General features: G+C 66.9%; 17 protein-coding genes, 1 tRNA gene and 5 pseudogenes. 13 read left to right on the top strand and 10 right to left on the bottom strand.

Annotation, left to right across the window (positions count from 1 at the left end; all coding sequences use genetic code 11):
• Window positions 1–19: 19 nt before the first annotated feature.
• From galU to JOE53_RS08950, 3 genes are all read left to right on the top strand, one after another.
• Window positions 20–898, top strand: a complete 879-nt coding sequence (gene galU, locus JOE53_RS08960) for a UTP--glucose-1-phosphate uridylyltransferase GalU (RefSeq protein ID WP_036289812.1) — start codon at window positions 20–22, stop codon at window positions 896–898.
• Between the two features lie 121 nt (window positions 899–1019).
• Complete coding sequence (locus tag JOE53_RS08955) at window positions 1020–1562, top strand: GNAT family N-acetyltransferase (RefSeq protein ID WP_233449527.1); 543 nt, start codon at window positions 1020–1022, stop codon at window positions 1560–1562.
• A gap of 108 nt (window positions 1563–1670) precedes the next feature.
• Window positions 1671–2591: a large exoprotein gene (locus tag JOE53_RS08950; protein WP_204947456.1), complete on the top strand. Its 921-nt coding sequence runs from the start codon at window positions 1671–1673 to the stop codon at window positions 2589–2591.
• Window positions 2592–2619: 28 nt separating this feature from the next.
• Here JOE53_RS08950 and JOE53_RS15110 read toward each other — a convergent pair whose 3' ends face one another.
• Complete coding sequence (locus JOE53_RS15110) at window positions 2620–3096, bottom strand: amidohydrolase family protein (RefSeq protein ID WP_309297574.1); 477 nt, start codon at window positions 3094–3096, stop codon at window positions 2620–2622.
• A 30-nt stretch (window positions 3097–3126) separates the two neighbouring features.
• The gene (locus tag JOE53_RS15105) at window positions 3127–3807 is read right to left on the bottom strand and encodes an amidohydrolase family protein (protein ID WP_309297576.1); all 681 of its coding nucleotides are present in this window, start codon (window positions 3805–3807) and stop codon (window positions 3127–3129) included.
• 58 nt (window positions 3808–3865) lie between these two features.
• Here JOE53_RS15105 and JOE53_RS08940 point away from each other — a divergent pair.
• Window positions 3866–3938 (top strand) — tRNA-Ala (locus tag JOE53_RS08940).
• 511 nt (window positions 3939–4449) lie between these two features.
• Here JOE53_RS08940 and JOE53_RS08935 read toward each other — a convergent pair.
• The 3 genes and pseudogenes from JOE53_RS08935 to JOE53_RS08925 all read right to left on the bottom strand — a co-directional run.
• A pseudogene (locus JOE53_RS08935) lies at window positions 4450–5505 on the bottom strand (recombinase family protein); the annotation flags it as partial.
• 170 nt (window positions 5506–5675) lie between these two features.
• The gene (locus tag JOE53_RS08930) at window positions 5676–6101 is read right to left on the bottom strand and encodes a sulfate permease (protein ID WP_204947455.1); all 426 of its coding nucleotides are present in this window, start codon (window positions 6099–6101) and stop codon (window positions 5676–5678) included.
• Window positions 6102–6333: 232 nt separating this feature from the next.
• Window positions 6334–6729 (bottom strand): annotated as a pseudogene (locus JOE53_RS08925) (hypothetical protein); the annotation flags it as partial.
• A 44-nt stretch (window positions 6730–6773) separates the two neighbouring features.
• On the opposite strand from JOE53_RS08925, the gene JOE53_RS08920 reads away from it, so the two are divergent.
• From JOE53_RS08920 to JOE53_RS08900, 6 genes and pseudogenes are all read left to right on the top strand, one after another.
• Window positions 6774–7088, top strand: coding sequence for a transposase (locus tag JOE53_RS08920; RefSeq protein WP_204947454.1), 315 nt, complete (start codon window positions 6774–6776; stop codon window positions 7086–7088).
• Window positions 7085–7684 (top strand): annotated as a pseudogene (locus tag JOE53_RS14760) (IS3 family transposase); the annotation flags it as partial. The gene JOE53_RS08920 and the pseudogene JOE53_RS14760, both read left to right, overlap by 4 nt.
• 58 nt (window positions 7685–7742) lie before the next feature.
• The gene (locus tag JOE53_RS08915; protein ID WP_204946865.1) at window positions 7743–9140 is read left to right on the top strand and encodes an IS30 family transposase; all 1398 of its coding nucleotides are present in this window, start codon (window positions 7743–7745) and stop codon (window positions 9138–9140) included.
• 353 nt (window positions 9141–9493) lie between these two features.
• Complete coding sequence (locus JOE53_RS08910) at window positions 9494–10564, top strand: IS110 family RNA-guided transposase (protein ID WP_204947453.1); 1071 nt, start codon at window positions 9494–9496, stop codon at window positions 10562–10564.
• Window positions 10565–10580: 16 nt separating this feature from the next.
• A pseudogene (locus JOE53_RS14755) lies at window positions 10581–10814 on the top strand (integrase core domain-containing protein); the annotation flags it as partial.
• Between the two features lie 28 nt (window positions 10815–10842).
• Window positions 10843–11058, top strand: a pseudogene (locus JOE53_RS08900) (integrase core domain-containing protein); the annotation flags it as partial.
• On the opposite strand, the gene JOE53_RS08895 reads toward JOE53_RS08900, so the two are convergent.
• From JOE53_RS08895 to JOE53_RS08885, 3 genes are all read right to left on the bottom strand, one after another.
• Window positions 11055–11258 (bottom strand): hypothetical protein, encoded by a 204-nt coding sequence (locus JOE53_RS08895; RefSeq protein ID WP_204947452.1) that lies wholly within the window; start codon window positions 11256–11258, stop codon window positions 11055–11057. The pseudogene JOE53_RS08900 and the gene JOE53_RS08895 sit on opposite strands and share 4 nt — an antisense overlap.
• A 106-nt stretch (window positions 11259–11364) precedes the next feature.
• The gene (locus JOE53_RS08890; RefSeq protein ID WP_204947451.1) at window positions 11365–12186 is read right to left on the bottom strand and encodes a hypothetical protein; all 822 of its coding nucleotides are present in this window, start codon (window positions 12184–12186) and stop codon (window positions 11365–11367) included.
• Window positions 12183–13475: a sodium:proton exchanger gene (locus JOE53_RS08885; protein WP_204947450.1), complete on the bottom strand. Its 1293-nt coding sequence runs from the start codon at window positions 13473–13475 to the stop codon at window positions 12183–12185. Before JOE53_RS08885 ends, JOE53_RS08890 begins: the two co-directional genes overlap by 4 nt.
• Window positions 13476–13869: 394 nt before the next feature.
• Here JOE53_RS08885 and JOE53_RS08880 point away from each other — a divergent pair, with 394 nt between their 5' ends.
• Complete coding sequence (locus tag JOE53_RS08880) at window positions 13870–14154, top strand: transposase (RefSeq protein WP_204947449.1); 285 nt, start codon at window positions 13870–13872, stop codon at window positions 14152–14154.
• A 47-nt stretch (window positions 14155–14201) separates the two neighbouring features.
• Window positions 14202–15026 carry an IS3 family transposase gene (locus JOE53_RS08875; protein WP_271171099.1) on the top strand — a complete coding sequence of 275 codons (825 nt, stop codon included), beginning with the start codon at window positions 14202–14204 and terminating at the stop codon, window positions 15024–15026.
• Window positions 15027–15120: 94 nt separating this feature from the next.
• Here JOE53_RS08875 and JOE53_RS08870 read toward each other — a convergent pair whose 3' ends face one another.
• Both JOE53_RS08870 and JOE53_RS14995 read right to left on the bottom strand, forming a co-directional pair.
• The gene (locus JOE53_RS08870) at window positions 15121–15816 is read right to left on the bottom strand and encodes a metal-dependent transcriptional regulator (RefSeq protein WP_204947448.1); all 696 of its coding nucleotides are present in this window, start codon (window positions 15814–15816) and stop codon (window positions 15121–15123) included.
• Between the two features lies 1 nt (window position 15817).
• Window positions 15818–16783 (bottom strand): transposase, encoded by a 966-nt coding sequence (locus JOE53_RS14995; protein WP_373876962.1) that lies wholly within the window; start codon window positions 16781–16783, stop codon window positions 15818–15820.
• A gap of 1 nt (window position 16784) precedes the next feature.
• On the opposite strand from JOE53_RS14995, the gene JOE53_RS08860 reads away from it, so the two are divergent.
• Window positions 16785–17216 carry an ArsR/SmtB family transcription factor gene (locus JOE53_RS08860; RefSeq protein WP_325168494.1) on the top strand — a complete coding sequence of 144 codons (432 nt, stop codon included), beginning with the start codon at window positions 16785–16787 and terminating at the stop codon, window positions 17214–17216.
• Window positions 17217–17280: the final 64 nt, after the last annotated feature.

Below are 17280 nucleotides of genomic sequence, written 5' to 3'. Positions count from 1 at the left end.
CGCCGGTAAGGTGTGGGTCATGTCAGCTCCTGCGATCAAGGCCGTCATCCCCGCTGCGGGTCTCGGCACGAGGTTCCTTCCCGCCACCAAGGCGATGCCGAAGGAGATGCTCCCCGTCGTCGACAAGCCGGCGATCCAGTACGTCGTCGAAGAAGCGGTCGCGGCGGGCATCGATGACGTGCTGATCATCCTGGGGCGCAACAAGAACAACATTTCGAACCACTTCGACTCGGTGCCCGAGCTCGAGTCGAACCTGCTCACCAAGGGTGCCCACGACAAGCTCCTCAGCGTTCAGCGCTCGACCGAGCTCGCCGACATCCACTTCGTCCGCCAGGGTGAGCCGAAGGGCCTCGGGCACGCCGTGCTGCGCGCCCGTCACCACGTCGGCGACGCGACCTTCGCGGTCATGCTCGGTGACGACCTGATCGACGAGCGCGACGAGCTGCTCTCGAAGATGCTGGCGGTGAACGCGGCATCCGGCCTCACGGTCATCGCGCTCATGGAGGTCGACCCCGACCAGATCCACCTGTACGGCGCCGCCGCCGTCGAGTCGACCGACGATCCCGATGTCGTCCGCGTCACGGGGCTCGTCGAGAAGCCGAAGAAGGAGGACGCCCCCTCCAACTACGCCGTCATCGGGCGGTACGTCCTCACCCCCGGCGTCTTCGACATCCTCGAGCGCACCGAGCCGGGCAAGGGGGGCGAGATCCAGCTGACCGATGCGCTGCAGGAGCTGGCCGTCACCGACGGCGTGTTGGGCGTCGTGTTCCGCGGTCGCCGCTACGACACCGGCGATAGGGTGGACTACATCAAGGCCATCGTGCAGCTGGCCGCCGACCGCGACGATCTCGGTCCGGAGCTGCGACCGTGGTTGAAGGACTTTGCGGAGAAGCTCTGACGCTGATCCTGAGCGGCGGACATGAGGGGTGCCGATGGAACTGACGGCTCCCCGTGAGCACGGTCCGATCGCGATCCGACTCATCAAGCAGTGAGACGCGCGCGTGTTGCAGTCGGAGTTGATGAGCAACCGCTCGTGGCTGCGGCCCTGGGAGGCGACGAGCCCCGACGGGCCCGTCTCGTTCGATATGCGCCTCGGCATCCGTCGCCTGCTGCAGCAGTACCGCGACGGCGGCGGCGTGCCTTTCGTGATGGAGTACGACGGCGAGCTCGCCGGACAGCTGAACGTCTGGGGGATCGCCCGCGGGTCGCTGTCGTCGGCGACGATCGGCTACTGGGTGAGCGAGCGCTTCGCCGGCCGCGGCATCACGCCGACGGCGGTCGCACTGGCCACCGACGTGTGCTTCCGCGAGCTGGGGCTGCACCGCATGGAGATCTGCATCCGTCCGGAGAATCGGGCGAGTCTGCGGGTCGTCGAGAAGCTGGGCTTCCGTTACGAGGGACTGCGGCGGCGATTCATCCACATCGCGGGCGATTGGCGCGACCACTATGCGTTCGCGCTGGTGCGCGAGGAGGTACCCGAAGGCGTGTTGCAGCGGTGGCTGCAGGGTCGCGCGCCCGAGAGCGCGGCGACCGTGCCGCTCACCGACCGCCCCGCCGGCTGACCCGTCGCAGCGCGGCAGGAGGCCGCGGAACCTTCAGGTTCGACATGAAGGTCAGACACGCGGTCCGATGTCGCCCGATCGCGTCGCCTCGGCCCTACCGTGGGGGACATGGGTGGACAGGTTCTCGGCGGCGGCGTGGTCGTCCTCGTCGCCGTGGCGCTGTGGATGATCTACCTTCTGCCGTCGTGGCACGGCCGACACCAGTTCAATGCCGCCGAGCGCAACGCGGTGCGGTTGAATCAGGCGCTGCGTGTACTCGCCGAGACCAGTGAGACCCCGCAGGAAGTGCGGCTCGAGCTCAACGCGCGCACGGCGATGGCCCAGCAGCGACTGGCCCGTCAGGCCCAGACCGAGCGCGAGCAGGCCGAGCTCGCCCGCGTACGCGCCGAACTCGAAGTCACCAAACTGCAGGCGCGCGCCGAGGCCGCGGGCGCCCGCGAGGCTGCCGCGCGTGCGGCGGCTCGCGAGCGGGCGCGACCCGAGATCCGTCGCGCCCAGGCCCGTCGCCGCGCGCGTCTTGTCGTGACCCTCATCGCCGTCGCCGCCCTCGCGCTTGGCGCGTGGGGTGGGGTACAGCTGGCTGCGACCGGCGCGCAGCTGTTGCTCTGGCTCGCGGGAGCGCTGTTCGTGGGATGCGCCCTGCTGCTGCAGCGGATGTCGCGCGTCCAGCGTCGTGCGGTCGTTCGTGAGGTCGTTGCGCCGATCGAGCGCGTCGCGCCCGACGTGCAGGACGTGGCCCTGGATGTCGAGCGCACCTCGTGGGTGCCGCGCGAGCTTCCCCGGCCGCTCACCGCGTCGGCCGGCTCGCGTGCCGCCGCCGTGCTCGACGAGGCCGACGCGCGCGAAGCGCTGCGTCGCGGCGCCGTCGAGGAAGCGATGCGCGCGCGTGCCGAGCGTCGGCGTCCCGTCACGCTGCAGCCGCGGCCCGCGGCCCGAGACGACGAGCTCGCCGGCGGTGCCGCTGCGGGCGACGCCGCCATCGAGGCCCATGTGCGCCGCCTGCTGGAACGTCGCGCCTCCGGCCAGTAGCACCGGCTGGTGACACCGACCGGTCGGCTCAGCCGACCAGGAGGTGTCCGCGGCCGATGACGACCTCGCGTCGCGGCGTGCGAACGAGGGCATCCATGGCGTTCTCGGCATCCACGAGCACGATGTCGGCGCGGTCTCCTGCCTGCAGTCGATTCGTCGCCAAGCCGGCGAAGCGGGCGGAGCCGCCTGCCGCGATCTCGACGACACGGAGGAGATCCTCGTCGCGCACGATGCTCGACGCGCGGGCGTACTGCCAGGCGATGCCGAGGAGGTCTCCCGTGCCGTAGGGGCTCCACAGGTCACGGATGCCGTCGGTGCCGAACCCGAAGGCGACACCGGCCGCATCGAGCTCGTGCAACGGGAGCTGGGGGAGTCGGAGCGGCGCGACGGTGGTCATCGTGACGCCGAGGGCGGCCATCTGCGCGAGGAGGTCGCGGCGTCGGATGCCGTCGAGCTGAGCGACCGCGAAGCCGTGTGCCACGTTGACGCGGCCGTGCAGCCCCAACCGCTCGACGCGCTCGAGGATGAGCTCGATCTAAAAAGCCCCCAGTTCGGCGGGGTCGTGGAGGTGGATGTCGACGCCGACGCCATGGTCGGCCGACAGCGCGAGCAGGGCGTCGATCTGCCCGACAGGATCGCGATCGATCGTGGCGGGGTCGAGCCCGCCGATGTGCTCGACGCCTTCGCGCGCGGCGCGGTCGAGGAGGGCGAGCACGCCGGGGCGGCGCAGCACACCGTCTTGCGGGAAGGCCACGATCTCGACGGCCAGCGCACCGTCGTAGGCGGCGACGGCCTCACGCACGGCCTCGATGCCGCGCAGCTCGAGCCCCAGATCGACGTCGACGTGCGTGCGGATCGCGGTGGTGCCGTGGCTCACGAGCTGCTCGAGGACGTTGCCGGTGATCTCTGTCGACGGCATCCCGATCTCGTCGCGGTGGGCCCGCTCGTGACGGATGCGGCCCTCGGTCGTCCCCTCACCGCCGTAGGACTGCCATGGCAGTCCCCACCACGACTTGTCGATGTGCGCGTGCGCGTTGACGAGACCGGGCATGGCGAGCAGTCCGCGTCCATTGACGACGTTCCCGGCGGTGTCGTCGGACGTCGGCGTGACCGCGCCGATCATCCCGCCGGCGATACGGAGATCGACCGCGTCGCTCGGGTGCGACCACAGCCGGACGTTGCGAACGACATCGATGTCAGCAGGGGTGGGGCTCATGCCTCCATCCTGCCGGTGCAAGCGGGGCCCGAGACGCGTGATAATGTTGAGGACGTAAGGGCCTATGGCGCAGTTGGTAGCGCGCCTCGTTCGCATCGAGGAGGTCAGGAGTTCGAATCTCCTTAGGTCCACAATTGAAGACGTACTAGAACACCTGACATCGGTCGATGCAGGCTCGGGTACGAGGGCGGCGAAGGGCTCAGAGAGCCGGATCGTCGCCCTTTCGTCTTCACTGATCTCGATGCCGTTGGTCAGGGCTTGGTTCGCCAGCCGCTTGCCGTGCTCGTTGGTTCGGGCGTAGAGCGTGGCGCAGTCGACCAGCAGGCTCAGCGCGGTGCTGAGTTGCTTGCGTGATCCTTCGTGGTAGTCGTGCTCGCTGGCGAGGCGTCGGTCGATGTCAGCGAGGCCGGCGCGGATGCGATCCTGGTGGCGTTTGAGAGTCCCCAGGTCGATCGCGTCGGCGAAGTGTGCAGCGAGCAGCTTGTCACTCTCGTCTTGCAGCCGCTTACGGCTCGCCGTCAGCTCTGCCAGCTCTTGTGAGCGGGAGGCGAGGCGTTCATCGAACGCAGCCTCGACCTGCACGGCGAGTGCCGCGTACTGCTCTTCGGTGATGGCGATGTCGCGGTAGCAGTCCGCGACAAGCTGTTCGGCGATGCCGACCGGCACCGCGCGGCGGGTGCAGTTCTTCCGCTTGGAGGCACGACCGGAGCAGACGTAGTAGGCGTACCGGACACCCTGCTTGTTGGCCGGAAAGTCGAGCTGCATCCGCGATCCGCATGCCCCGCAGTAGAGGGTGCCTTTGAGGTAGTGGTCGTGGCTGCGTCGCCGCTCGGAGGCGATCTTGCGGGAGTTGAGGAGGGTCTGGACCTGCTGCCAGGTGTCGATGTCGATCAGTGGCTCGTGGGCACCGGCCTGCTCTGCGCCTTTGTAGCGGACGATGCCGATGTAGTACGGGTTTCGGAGGAGCTTGAAGAACCCTGAACGCGCCATTGGGCCAGAGGGACGTTTGGGTGTCGGCACAGTCGTGAGTCCTCGTGCGGTGACCTCGGTGAGCAGGTCGACGACTGTGCGGTGGCCGCTTGCGTACTGCTCGAACACCCACCGCACCAGCGGTGCGCGTTCGGGGTCGATCTCGACGGTGCGGTACTCGCGGCCCTGTTCGTCACGCTTGCGGACGTTGAGGTAGCCGATCGGCGCGCGCATGGGAGTGTCGCCGGTCTCGAACTTCTGCGTCAACCCCTTGGTGACCTCAGTGGCGAGGTTCTTGGAGTAGAACTCCGCGATCGAGGACATGATGCCGTGAAGGAGCATCCCCGAGGGTGTCTCGTCGATGTTCTCCGTCGCCGAAACCAGCGTGACGCCTGCCTCGACCAGGCGGCGGTGAATCTCCACGTCGTCCAAGCGGTTCCGCGCGAGGCGATCGACCTTGTGCACGATGCAGTAGGTGACCTGGTGCGTGGCGATGTACTCCAGCATCCGTTGCAGGTCGGGTCGATCGGCTGACCGGGCGGACTCTCCGGCGTCAACGAACTCGGCGACGATCCGAGCCCCGAGGTCTTCGGCCTTGCGGGCGTTCGCCTGGCGTTGCGCTGGGATCGAGAAGCCTTCGTCACGACCGCCCTTGGACGCCTGCTCCTTGGTTGAGACCCGCTGATACGTCACCGCCGTCAGCGGGGGTGCAAGTTCCGTCTCCTGCATGGGCATCGTGAGTGTCATGACTACTACCTCCGTCTGCACCCGCCGACGAGGCGGCGGGTGCTCTGTTCTCAGTCGCTTGTCGATCACCGATCCGACGCTGCCGGTCGTCGAGTTCCTGAGCGTGGAGTTCGTCAGCGACATGCAGCACAAGCGCGATCAGTTGCTTGGTGTCAGGGGTGGAGCGTGTCCGCGACTCGGCCGCGATCCGTCGGCCGGTGCTCGTCACCCGGTAGTGCCTCATGGGCGGCAGGTGCACCCGCCCGAGCCGCGAGAACATCGGCGTCGGCACCCGCCTGCTGCCGCGCCCGTACGTGGTCCCTCGTGATCCAGGCCAGGCTGACCGGCCCCATGATGAGGAACTTGAGGGCGTTCCAGATGCAGATGAGGACGACGAGGTGGAGCCAGCCGGGCCCGCCGTTGTCGATCATCGTGGTGCACCAGTAGGCGACCGCGAAGTACGGGACGGCGATGAGCATCGCCCACATCGCCCACTTCGGCTCGCGGCGGGTACGGATGTAGTCGAGCAAGAGGTTGCTCGGAGCGTAGGCGAGAAGCCCGTGGGCCTTGGCGGTTGCGGGCAAGATCAGCCGGAACATGGCTCAGTCCTCCACTGGCGGCGACGCCAATGTGTTGGGAGGACTTACCTGAGCTGATCTCGGGCTCGTCATGCCACCGGCCGTGAGGCGGATGGCCTAGTTGATTCCTGTCGCCTGCATTCAGCCTACGCCTCAGCTCCGACATGGGGAAGGCTCGGTGTGGCGCTCTGGCGTAGCCCCGGACGCGGATGGGGCCGAGACCACGCCGGTCTCGGCCCCACTCAGGATGTGCCTAGATGACTTCGCCGGTCCGCGGATCGACGTTGAGGGTCGCGAGGAAGTCGTCTTCGGCCTGCTGGCGTCGATTGACGTCTGCGATCACGAAGTCCACGAAGTCCTGGTCCCGATTGACGATCTCCACATCCTCGATCGGTGCAGCGGGGTCCTCACCCGGCCAGACGGTCTGGCGCGTTGGCCGGTCCCGGTCGAGCCGAGTGCCGCTGGCCGCCACCCAATCGCGCAGCCGTTGCCGTGCGTCGGCGAAGTCCCGGTGCCAGCCCAGCGGTGCGCTCCCGGATTGCTGCGGGTCGTAGGCGCATAGCCAGTGCAGGTGCAGGGCGCTCAGCTCCCAGACCAGCTCCCAGTGCTTGTGCCACATGGGAGGGATCACGCTCGCGGGCAGACTGAATCGGCCTGACTTTCGTTCCGTTCTTCAAGCAAGGATGGAACTCGATGAACAGGAAGTACTCGCCGGAGATGCGTGAGCGGGCGTTGCGGATGCTCGCGGAGACGCGACCGTCGCACCCGAACATGATGAGCGCGCTCCGTCACGTCGCCGGGCTGCTCGGGATGAGCCCGGAGACACTGCGCCTCTGGCAGCGCCGCTACGAGGTCGACGCGGGCGTGAAGCCCGGGTTGACGACGGATGCGGCGGCGGAGATCAAGCGGCTGCAGAAGGAGGTCTCGGAGTTGCGGAAGGCGAACGAGATCCTCAGGGCTGCGAGCATCTTTTTCGCGAAGGAGCCAGGCCACCCCTCGACGAGATGATCCGGTTCGTCAACGAACACCGGGATCGTTTCGGGGTCGAGCTCATCTGCCAGGTCCTGCGACCGGCAGTGAGAGGATTCTTCACCTCACGCGGCTATCGCGCCGCGGTGGGCCGCGCGCCGTCCGCGCGGCAGCTGCAGGATGATCTGCTCGTGCCCGAGATCGCCCGGCTGCATGCGGAGAACTACGGCGTCTACGGGCGACGGAAGATGCACGCCCTCATGCGACGGCAAGGCTGGGACATCGGCCGGGACCAGACCGAACGCCTCATGCGCCTCGCCGGGGTTCGCGGCGTCCGAAAGTCGAAGCGCGTGTTCACGACCCGCTCCGACACGACCACAGTGCTGCCGAGCGATCTCGTGAACCGTCGCTTCACCGCACCAGCGCCGCGACGGCTCTGGGTCTGCGACGTCACCTACGTCGCCACCTGGTCCGGGTTCGCCTACGTCGCGTTCGTCACCGACGTCTACTCCCGCCGCATCGTCGGCTGGAACGTCGCCGCCACACTGAAGGCAGAGATCCTGCCGATGCACGCGTTGAACATGGCCGCCTGGGATGCCGGTGACGATCTCACCGGGCTCACGCATCACTCGGACCACGGCTCGAACGGTGAATTCAACTGGTCGTCGCAACACCTCTATCAGGAGGTGTTCGATGGTTCGTCGTCAGCAGGCCGCGGACAGGGCTGTTCGTCCGAAGCTCCGCTCGCCGGGGCATCCGAAGTTTCAGAAACCCGTCGAGGCGGCGTTCTGGGGCGAGATCGCGAAAGGGCTGCTCGCTGAGGAAGCCGCGGGGGTTGTCGGCGTGGCGCCCGCGGTCGGCGCAAGATGGTTCCGACACGCTGGCGGCATGGCGCCATTCGACATCGCCCAGCAGTCATCGGGCCGCTACCTCTCGTTCGCTGAGCGCGAGGAGATCGCGATTCTCAAGGAGAAGGGCAAGGGCGTTCGCGAGATCGCTCGCGCCATGGGCCGCGATGCCGGGACGATCTCTCGTGAGCTGCGGCGGAACGCGGCCACGCGGGGCGGGAAGCTGGAGTATCGGGCGTCGGTCGCGCAGTGGAAAGCAGACATGACCGCGAAGCGACCCAAGGTCGCGAAACTCGTCGCGAACCCGCGGCTGCGCGCGTATGTCGAGGAGCGCCTGTCGGGGAAGATCACCCGCCCCGATGGCACGATCGTCACCGGCCCCCAGCCGCCGCGGTTCACCGGGAGAGGCAAGCCGCATCGGAAGGACAGGGCCTGGTCCTGGGCTTGGAGTCCGGAGCAGATCTCACACCGGTTGAAGATCGACTTCCCGGATGATGAGTCCATGCGCATCAGCCCAGAGGCGATCTACCAGTCGCTCTACATCGAGGGCCGCGGCGCGCTCAAGCGCGAACTCGTCTGGAACCTCCGCACGGGCAGGGCGCTACGCGTCCCCCGAGAGCGGTCGCGGCGCAAGACCTGGGCGCATGTCACGCCGGAGACGCTGATCAGCGAGCGACCGGCGGAAGCCGACGATCGCGCCGTCCCCGGGCACTGGGAAGGCGATCTGCTGATCGGGTTGGAGCGCTCGGCGGTCGGCACGGTCGTCGAGCGCAAGACCCGTTACACGCTGCTCGTCCATCTCCCGCGGGAAGAGGGCTATCGGCACAAGGAGACGCCGAAGAACGGGCCGGCGTTGGCCGGCTATGGCGCGATCACGATGAAGAATGCTCTCGCCAACACGATGTCGGCGCTGCCGGCGCAGCTGGCGCGCTCGTTGACCTGGGACCGCGGCAAGGAGATGTCCGCTCACGCGCAGTTCCGCGTCGAAACCGGCATCCCGGTGTTCTTCGCCGATCCGCAGTCGCCCTGGCAGCGCGGTACGAACGAGAACACCAACGGGCTGCTGCGTCAGTACTTCCCGAAGGGCACCGACCTGTCCCGCTGGAGCGCCGAAGACATCGAAGCCGTCGCATTCGCGCTGAACACGCGCCCTCGGAAGTCGCTCGGATGGATGACTCCCGCTGAGGCCTTCAACGAGCAGCTATTGTTGCTCCAACAAGCCGGTGTTGCATCGACTGGTTGAGCCCGGTCACTACATGGCAATGGTCTACACCGACCGCATTGTCGAACTCGGCGCCGTCCCCTCAACAGGAACGGTCGGCGACTCCTATGACTGTCAGTCTGTTTCTGCCCGATCTCGCGAGGATGGGGTAGTCCTGGCCGGAGCGCTCTGACCCTTGCGTTTGATTGGCCCGTAGGGTGCCTTGGCGTTGATCTGTCGAGCCTCCGGCCGGGCGCGCAGTAACCGCTGCCGCCGGATCGGGCGTGACCTGATAGGAGCCTGGAGCAGTCTCGACAACGCGTCCCCATGACAGTCCTGTCCACCCGCCGGCGACAGCGTGATGACCACGCTAACCGGTGAAGGAGACAGCACACATGACCGAACTCGAGACCGTCCGTTCCGGACACGTCGTGATCGGCGTCGATACGCACAAACACATCCACGTCGCCGCGGTGACGGACTCGGTCGGCGGGATCCTCGCGACCTTGACGATCACGACCGATACGGCCGGGTTCAAGCAATTGCTGGAATGGGCTGCGAGCTTCGGGAACGTCATCGCGTTCGGCATCGAGGGAACCGGCTCCTACGGGGCCGCGCTGACCTCGTTCGTCCGCCGCCACGGACACAAAGTCATCGAGGTCGCCCGCCCCGATCGGCGGCTGCGCCGACTCAACGGGAAGTCCGACACCCTTGACGCGGAAAACGCCGCCCGGGCCGTGCTCGCCGGATTCGCGACCGCGATCCCGAAGACCGCGGACGGGGTCGTGGAGATGATTCGACAGCTGAAAGTCGCGCATGACACCGCGGTGAAAGACCGCACCGGAGCGATGATCACCCTCAAAGCGATGCTCGTCCACGCCACCGAAGACCTCCGACGCGAGACCGCCAAGAAGACGCAGAAGATGGTCGCGCGGCACTGCGCCGCGCTCCGACCCCGCGGACTGGAGACCCCGGAGGACGCGAACCGTCACGCTCTCCGCTCGATCGCGAAACGATGGATCGCGCTCAACGATGAGATCAAGGATCTCGAAGCGCAGATCGAGCAGCTCGTGCTCCAACGCGCCCCGCACCTGCTCGACGAGTTCGGCATCGGCGTCGACACCGCCGCGGAGATCCTCATCGTCGCCGGCGACAACCCCGAACGCATACACAGCGAGGCCGCATTCGCAAAACTCGCCGGCATCAGCCCCATCCCGACCGGATCAGGGATGACCAGCGGCAAGCATCGCATCAACCACGGCGGACACCGTCAACTCAACGCCGCCATCTACCGGACTGTGATCGTCAGGATGAGATTCCACGAGCCCACGATCGCTTACGTTGCCCGACGCACCGCCGAGGGCAAGAGCAAGCGCGACATCATCCGATGCCTGAAACGCTACGTGATCCGCGAGGTCTACCACCTCGTCAAGACCGACCCGAGAACCGGCGAAATCAGGAGTTGACAACTATAGGAGCATCAACGCCCTGGCCGAGGCGATCAACAACCTCTACAAGACCGAGCTGATCCGCCAGCGCGGGCCCTGGCGCACCGTCGAGCAGGTTGAGCTCGCGACCCTCGAATGGGTGTGGTGGTGGAACAACTCCCGCCTCCACGGCGAGCTCGACATGCGAACACCCGCCGAGGTCGAACAGGCGTATTACGCTGACCAGGAATCAGCCCAACCGGCACCTGCCGGACAAGGCTCCCGATAGGAACGAAAGTCAGGCCGATTCATTCATCCGCCCCCACTGCCCCTGGACAAACCGGAAGGTCGAACGCCTGAACCGAACCCTCGCCGCCGAGTGGGCCTACGCCCGCCCTTGGACATCCAACGACGACCGCGCTGCCGGGTTGCGCACCTGGATCAGCCACTACAACCTAGACAGGCGCCATCTCGGCATCGGAGGCAAGACCCCCATCGACCGAATCAACAACGGTCGAGGTCAATACATCTAGGGGCAGGGGTTGAACGGAGACGACGACGAGCTTTGACAGCTACCCGCGGTTGGCATGAGCGGGGCGACGTAGTGCACGGCGAGTAGGGCGGTGCAGATGAACAGGTACAGGCCGACGGTGAACCGGATCGCCTGCCCCTCCAGATCGGAACGGCGCGACCGGTTCTTGTTCTGTCCCTTGTGTGGCAGTTGGATGCTCATGGGATTCTCCTCGCGATAGCGTCCGCCCGGTTGGGCAGACATAAGTGGTGCTGCCGCGCATGGAACGGCACGGCAGCAGGAGTGGGAAAGGTGGTGTTTGCTGGGGTTACTGGCCGAAAATGTCGCCTAGGTTCGGCAGGTCGGGGTTGGAGAGCTGCTCGCTGATGCCGCCGGCTTGCTCGCCGAGGCCGGAGAGGGTCTCACCGGCCCCGCCGATGGCATCGCCGACTGTCCCGGTCATCGCCTCGAGGTCCACCTGCCCGGCCAGCGCCTCGAAGTCGACACCGAAGGACGCGGCCTGTTCTAGCAGAGGCCCGGCGACGGTACTCAGCACGGCGCCTCCGGCGACCGCCGCGAGCACCCCACCGGCAGCGCCGACACCTGCCCCGAGGATTGTGCCCTGTCCGCTTCGCCGGCCCGTGCGGCCGAGCAGGCCCCGCAAGAAGCCTGGATTCATCGCCTCGGCACGAGTGCCTGCCCGTGCCAGGGCCGACGCGTCACTGCCGGTAGGACGCTCTTGGGCAGGGAGTTCGGCGCGCATGCGCGCGTGAACCTCGGCCCGCTGCGCGGGACTCAGCCGTTCGAACGCGTCCTGGTGGATGCGTTCGATCTGGTGTGGGTCGGCGGTCTGGAGGAGGTAGTCGTAGCGGGCGATCGCGGCGCGATCGGCGTCGGACAGTGCCTGGCCAGATGCAGCAGGAGCGGCCGATGCCTGGGGGCGGTGGGACGCACCGCCGGGGGCGGTACTGTCCGTGGACGTTCCCCCCACCGTCGCGGCGGCCTTGCGTAGCATGTCCTGCCATCCACCGTTGCGGTTGTCGGCCTGATGCGGTTTGCGGTGTTCCTGTTCACCGGTCGCTTGTTCCACGGCTTTGGCGGCCATCCCGAGAAGTCGGGACAGGCCCCCGCGGCGGTCCTTGTTGTTCATCTGTTCTTTCCTTCCGGTTCGGGTCGATGGTCTGAGTTCCTCGTCACCCGATTCGTCGTTGTGGGTACCCGGCTCGCACCGGTGCCACTGCGTCGGAACGGCGCGGCGAGGGTGGGGGGAATGTCCTCACGGTGGGCAACGAACGCGACAAGTGCGATCGCGAGTTGGACCGCGGAGAGCACATAGCGCCCTGTCGTGTCCGTGACGAAGAACTGCACGGCGAAGATCGCCGCCAGCGCGATCGCCATTGACCGGTGGAAGCGCAGACCGATGATGATGGCAACGCCCATCAGAGTCTGGGTGCCGGTGAGGACGAATTCTTCAACCTGGCGGGCGTCCAGCGGTAGGCCGGCGCCGCCACCGCCGAGAAGGTGCGCGACGGGGAGGGACCCCACCAGCAGGCTCCACTGGTTGATCTTGGAGGCGATGAGCGTGCCGATGGCGGCTGCACCATGGCCGCGGAGTGCGAAGAGCACGGCGACGATGAACTCCGGGGCCTCGGAGGCGAGCGGCGCGAGCCACTGCACCAGGAAGTAGCTGTCGATGCCCAGGGTCGAGCCGGCGTCGACGAGGGCAGTGGCGAAAGGTTCGGCGCAGGCAAGGATGATGGCTGCTGCAAGGATGAACATCGCGGTGAACGTGACCCGGCGGGCCCGCTGCGGCATGTCGGCGATCAGCTGGGCTGTGCCGACGAAGGTCTCGTCCTCCTCAACGTGGGACTGGCTCGCCCGCCACAGGTGGAAGCCGAACGCGACGATCAGGATGATCCCGAACCACAGGGGGATGCGGCCGAGGATCGGGATCAGGAAGGCCGCGACGGCCAGCACCGCCAGGAAGCCGACATCCCGGCGTGACTCGGTCGGCAGCAGCAGTGATGTCCGGTATCCCCGGTCGCGGCGACTCAGCCCCCGGTTGGCGACCCAGATACCGATGAGCACGACCAGAGGCCACCCAAGGCCGAGCAGAAGCCGGTTCGATCCGGTCATGTTCGCTGCTGCGTACGGTTCGTAGCTGGCGTCAAACCCTGACCGGAACGCGTAGAACAGGTCGACTGCATACTCTGGCAGCACGGCGATCAGCGCGAGGATGGCGATTGCCAGTGGCCCCGAAATGTCCTTCTGCGCGCCCTCGGCGGCCCACGCAAGCATGAAACTTGCCGCCACGACCGCGCCACCGAACATCAGTAGGCCCAACACGGGGTGCGGGTGCAGCCCGAACACGCGGAACACCACCGCGGGCGATGCCACAGCCAGGCACACAAGCAACCGACGAACGAGTGCTGCGGGCATGTCACGTCCTCCGGTCAAGTCAGGACCGAGGACTCGTGGGGAGAGTTCGGCCACCTGGGCCGAAGGTCTCGCTCATCCCGCACACATCACCAGGACCGGGGTGCCGGGTGGCCATCGTGACCGCCAGTATGTCGACACCTCCGCACGCGCACCCCACACAGGGCGCCCGGGAGCTACTCCCCTTCGCTGACTCCACTCTGAACGGCGCGCCCCGGGTGTGTCTACGCACACTTCAGAGTTGGGAGTTCCACACATTTCCTGCGCGGTGCATTGCACACAGGTCGCGCCCTCTGCAGGGCCCGTCGGCGCCCCGTATGGCAGGCGTTTCCGAGCCTGACCCGCTTTTCCGGACACCAACGTTGAGGCGATGATCGTCTCGGAAGGAGTCCGTGAGATGCCTGCTGCCCACCCGCCGGAGTTCCGGCGTCGAGCCCTGGACCTGGTTGCCCAGGGCAATCCTGTCGGCCAGACCGCGCGTGATCTCGGGATCAGCGAGTCCTGTCTTCGGAACTGGATGAATCGTGATGCGGTCGATTCCGGCCGCAAGCCGGGTCTGACGACCGAGGAGCACAAGGAACTCGTCGATCTGCGGCGCCGGTTGCGGGTGCTGGAGATGGAGAACGAGATCCTCAAGCGCGCTTCGGCGTACTTCGCCAGGGAGAACGTGCTCCCAAAATAGGGTTCCGGCTGGTCCAGGAGCTCGCCGCCGACGGGATCCCCGTCGCGGTGGCCTGCCGGTTCCTGAAGGTCTCGACCTCCGGCTACTACGACTGGGCGAACCGGCCGCCATCGGCTCGCACGATCGCGGACGCGGAACTGATAACAACGATCCGACGCATTCACGCCGACTCCAGAGAGACCTACGGCGCGCCGCGGGTGCTCGCCGAGCTGCGGCTCGGGCTCGGCGTCCACGTCGCCCGCAAACGCGTCGCGAGGCTGATGCGGCTGGACGGCCTCGTCGGAGTCTCACACCGTCGCAAGCGGCGCGGCTGGAAGCCGGACACCGCCACCCACGAGGACCTCGTGAAGCGGCAGTTCCGGGCTGATGCGCCGAACCGACTCTGGTTCTGCGACATCACGCAACACCGCGCCAGAGACGGATGGGTCTACTGCGCAGCCGTCATCGACGCCTACTCACGGCGCATCGTCGGCTGGTCGATCTCGGATCGCATCACCGCGGAGATCGTCGTCGACGCCCTCGAGATGGCCAGGTGGCGACGCCGCCCCGAACCCGGCACGGTGGTTCACGCGGACCGCGGAGCGCAATACACCTCGTGGCTCTTCGGGCACCGGCTCCGCCAAGCCGGACTCCTCGGATCGATGGGCAGGGTCGCGTCGTCCGTCGACAATGCGCTCATCGAGTCGTTCTGGTCGACGATGCAACGCGAGCTCCTCGACCGCACCACCTGGGGCACCAGGACGCAGCTCGCGTCGGCCATGTTCGAGTGGATCGAGGGCTTCTACAACCCTCGCCGCCGACACACCAGCCTCGGCGATCTCAGCCCCGCCGACTACGAAGCCCTTCACACCGCCGCAGAAATCGCGGCATGATCAACACACAAGAACCGTCCGGGAAACCGGGTCAGGCTCCTTTCAGGGAAACCACCCTGAGGCCTGACCCGACGCGGACAGAGGCAGGTTCTGGTCAGGCTTGGCGGTCTTCTTCGCCCCTGACGACCCGTACCGCTCTTGCGGCCTGTAGGGCGACTTCCACCGAGGTGCCGTCGGCCTCGACCCAGACGGCACCCGCCGGCACATTCACGTCGACGACGTGCAGCACGCTCCCCACGGCGATCGCGTGCTGCTCCAGGTAACGGAGTACATGCGGGTGCCGGTCGGACACCCGCACGACTCGGACGACTGCGCCCGGCGGGGTCTCGGCGAGAGTCTCACTGTCGGGTGCCACCGTGTTGCCGTCCGTATCCGGTATCGGGTCCCCATGCGGGTCCACCCGGGGGTGTCCGAGAGCGGCGTCCATACGCTCGAGGAGAGCGTCGGAGATGACGTGTTCAAGCTGGTCGGCCTCGTCGTGCACCTGGTCCCACGGAACACCGAGCCTCTCGACGAGGTAGGTCTCCACGATCCGGTGCCGCCGGACCATCCTCACGGCGATCTGACGGCCCGCCTCGGTCAGCGCGATGGACCCGTAGGGTTCGTATTCCAGGAACCCATCCCGGGCGAGCTTTTTCAGGTTCGCCGAAACTGTCGAGGGGGTCACACCGAGCTGCTCGGCGAGGTCGGTGGTGGTTGGTGTCCCGCCCGGCCACTCGACCGCCTTCCAGACCAGGGTGACGTAGTCCTCGACCACTCGGGTGACCGTGGGGCTCGGCATCGCGTCCATTCTATGACGTGCCTCCCGCACCGGCCTTGACCGGCCGACCGGACTCCGGGCGACTTCGGCGGAATGGTGCCGCCAGCGTCGGCAGGATGTCACGGCGGTGGGCGATGAGGAATCCGACGGCAAGGATGGTCTGGATGATGCTGAGCACGTAGCGGCCGGTCGTGTCGGTGACGAAGAACTGCACGGCGAACAGTGCGGCCAGCCCGAGGGTCGACCACCAGTGGAAACGCAGCGCGATGATGATCGCCACACCGAGCAACGTCTGGGTGGCGGTCAGCACGAACTCCTCGACCTGCCGTCCATCCAGGGGAAGCGCGGTCGTCCCGCCCCCGAACCAGTGCGCCACCGGCAGTGAACCCACCAGCAGGCTCCACTGGTTGACCTTGGAAGCGATCAACGTGCCGATCGCGGCAGCGCCCATCCCGCGCAGTGCGAACATCACTGCGATGATGAACTCCGGGGCCTCGGAGGCGAGTGGGGCGAGCCACTGCACCAGGACCAGCGGGCGATGCCGGAACTGCTCGACGTGTTCGTCGAGGTCCGCGGCCATCCGGGAGACCTGCGACTTCGACAGCGAGTGGATGCCGAGGGTCTTCACCAGCTTGTCCATCCGGCGGGTAGAGACCCCTGCGAGGTAGCAGTCCGCGACGACCGTGATCAGCGCGGTCTCGGCCCGTTTGCGGCGTTCCAGCAGCCATTCCGGGAAGTACGTCCCTTGCCGTAGCTTCGGGATCTGAACGTCGATCGTGCCGACCCTGGTATCCAGGTTGCGGTGCCGGTAGCCGTTGCGTTGCGCGACACGATCAATGGAGCGTTGGCCCCATTCCGCGCCGACTACGGCGTCCGCATCAGCGGACAGCAGCGCGTTGATCATCGTCTGCAGCAGGCTGCGCATCAGATCCGGAGACGCGTCCGCGAGGGCTTCGCCAAGCAGGCCAGCAGGGTCGACAATATGAGGTGCGGTCATCGTGAAGATGCCTTTCGAGTGGGTTGTAGGAGATTCCTCGAAGGGACTACACGGTGACCGCGCCCACGTCTACGACGAGACCGGCCACCGCGAACTACACCACGTTAAGGGGCACTACTTGGAGATCGCTTCGGAGATCTTCCGAATGCTGTCCGACCCGACGCGGATACGTATCATCCTCGCCCTGCGAATGGGGGAGCTGTCGGTGAATCACATCGCCGACATCGTCGACAAGTCGCCGGCCGCGGTCTCGCAGCATCTGGCAAAGATGCGGTTGGGCAAGCTAGTGGAGGCGCGCCGTCACGGCACAACGATGTTCTACACTCTGGCCGACGAACATGCCACACACCTGGTCACCGAGGCCGTGTTCCAGGCCGAACACGCGCTCGACGACGCGCCTCGCCATCATGCCATCGAGCACGCAGCTGAATGACCTGCGAGCCGGCCGGATGCCTGGATCAGGCCCGCGCGTGATGAGACCGAGGGCTCGGAGGGGC

It is taken from the genome of Microbacterium laevaniformans (assembly GCF_016907555.1).
Lineage (GTDB): Bacteria > Actinomycetota > Actinomycetes > Actinomycetales > Microbacteriaceae > Microbacterium > Microbacterium laevaniformans.
The sequence above is the reverse complement of the archived record's forward strand: the minus strand, read 5'-3'. Positions and strand labels throughout refer to the sequence as shown.

What these genes read in the sequence shown, in the direction of transcription:
- galU (WP_036289812.1), top strand. Translation starts at nt 20, where the DNA reads ATGTCAGCTCCTGCGATCAAGGCCGTCATCCCCGCTGCGGGTCTCGGC.
- JOE53_RS08955 (WP_233449527.1), top strand. Translation starts at nt 1,020, where the DNA reads ATGAGCAACCGCTCGTGGCTGCGGCCCTGGGAGGCGACGAGCCCCGAC.
- JOE53_RS08950 (WP_204947456.1), top strand. Translation starts at nt 1,671, where the DNA reads ATGGGTGGACAGGTTCTCGGCGGCGGCGTGGTCGTCCTCGTCGCCGTG.
- JOE53_RS15105 (WP_309297576.1), bottom strand. Translation starts at nt 3,807, where the DNA reads ATGAGCCCCACCCCTGCTGACATCGATGTCGTTCGCAACGTCCGGCTG.
- JOE53_RS08930 (WP_204947455.1), bottom strand. Translation starts at nt 6,101, where the DNA reads ATGTTCCGGCTGATCTTGCCCGCAACCGCCAAGGCCCACGGGCTTCTC.
- JOE53_RS08920 (WP_204947454.1), top strand. Translation starts at nt 6,774, where the DNA reads ATGAACAGGAAGTACTCGCCGGAGATGCGTGAGCGGGCGTTGCGGATG.
- JOE53_RS08915 (WP_204946865.1), top strand. Translation starts at nt 7,743, where the DNA reads ATGGTTCGTCGTCAGCAGGCCGCGGACAGGGCTGTTCGTCCGAAGCTC.
- JOE53_RS08910 (WP_204947453.1), top strand. Translation starts at nt 9,494, where the DNA reads ATGACCGAACTCGAGACCGTCCGTTCCGGACACGTCGTGATCGGCGTC.
- JOE53_RS08895 (WP_204947452.1), bottom strand. Translation starts at nt 11,258, where the DNA reads ATGAGCATCCAACTGCCACACAAGGGACAGAACAAGAACCGGTCGCGC.
- JOE53_RS08890 (WP_204947451.1), bottom strand. Translation starts at nt 12,186, where the DNA reads ATGAACAACAAGGACCGCCGCGGGGGCCTGTCCCGACTTCTCGGGATG.
- JOE53_RS08885 (WP_204947450.1), bottom strand. Translation starts at nt 13,475, where the DNA reads ATGCCCGCAGCACTCGTTCGTCGGTTGCTTGTGTGCCTGGCTGTGGCA.
- JOE53_RS08880 (WP_204947449.1), top strand. Translation starts at nt 13,870, where the DNA reads ATGCCTGCTGCCCACCCGCCGGAGTTCCGGCGTCGAGCCCTGGACCTG.
- JOE53_RS08870 (WP_204947448.1), bottom strand. Translation starts at nt 15,816, where the DNA reads ATGGACGCGATGCCGAGCCCCACGGTCACCCGAGTGGTCGAGGACTAC.
- JOE53_RS14995 (WP_373876962.1), bottom strand. Translation starts at nt 16,783, where the DNA reads ATGACCGCACCTCATATTGTCGACCCTGCTGGCCTGCTTGGCGAAGCC.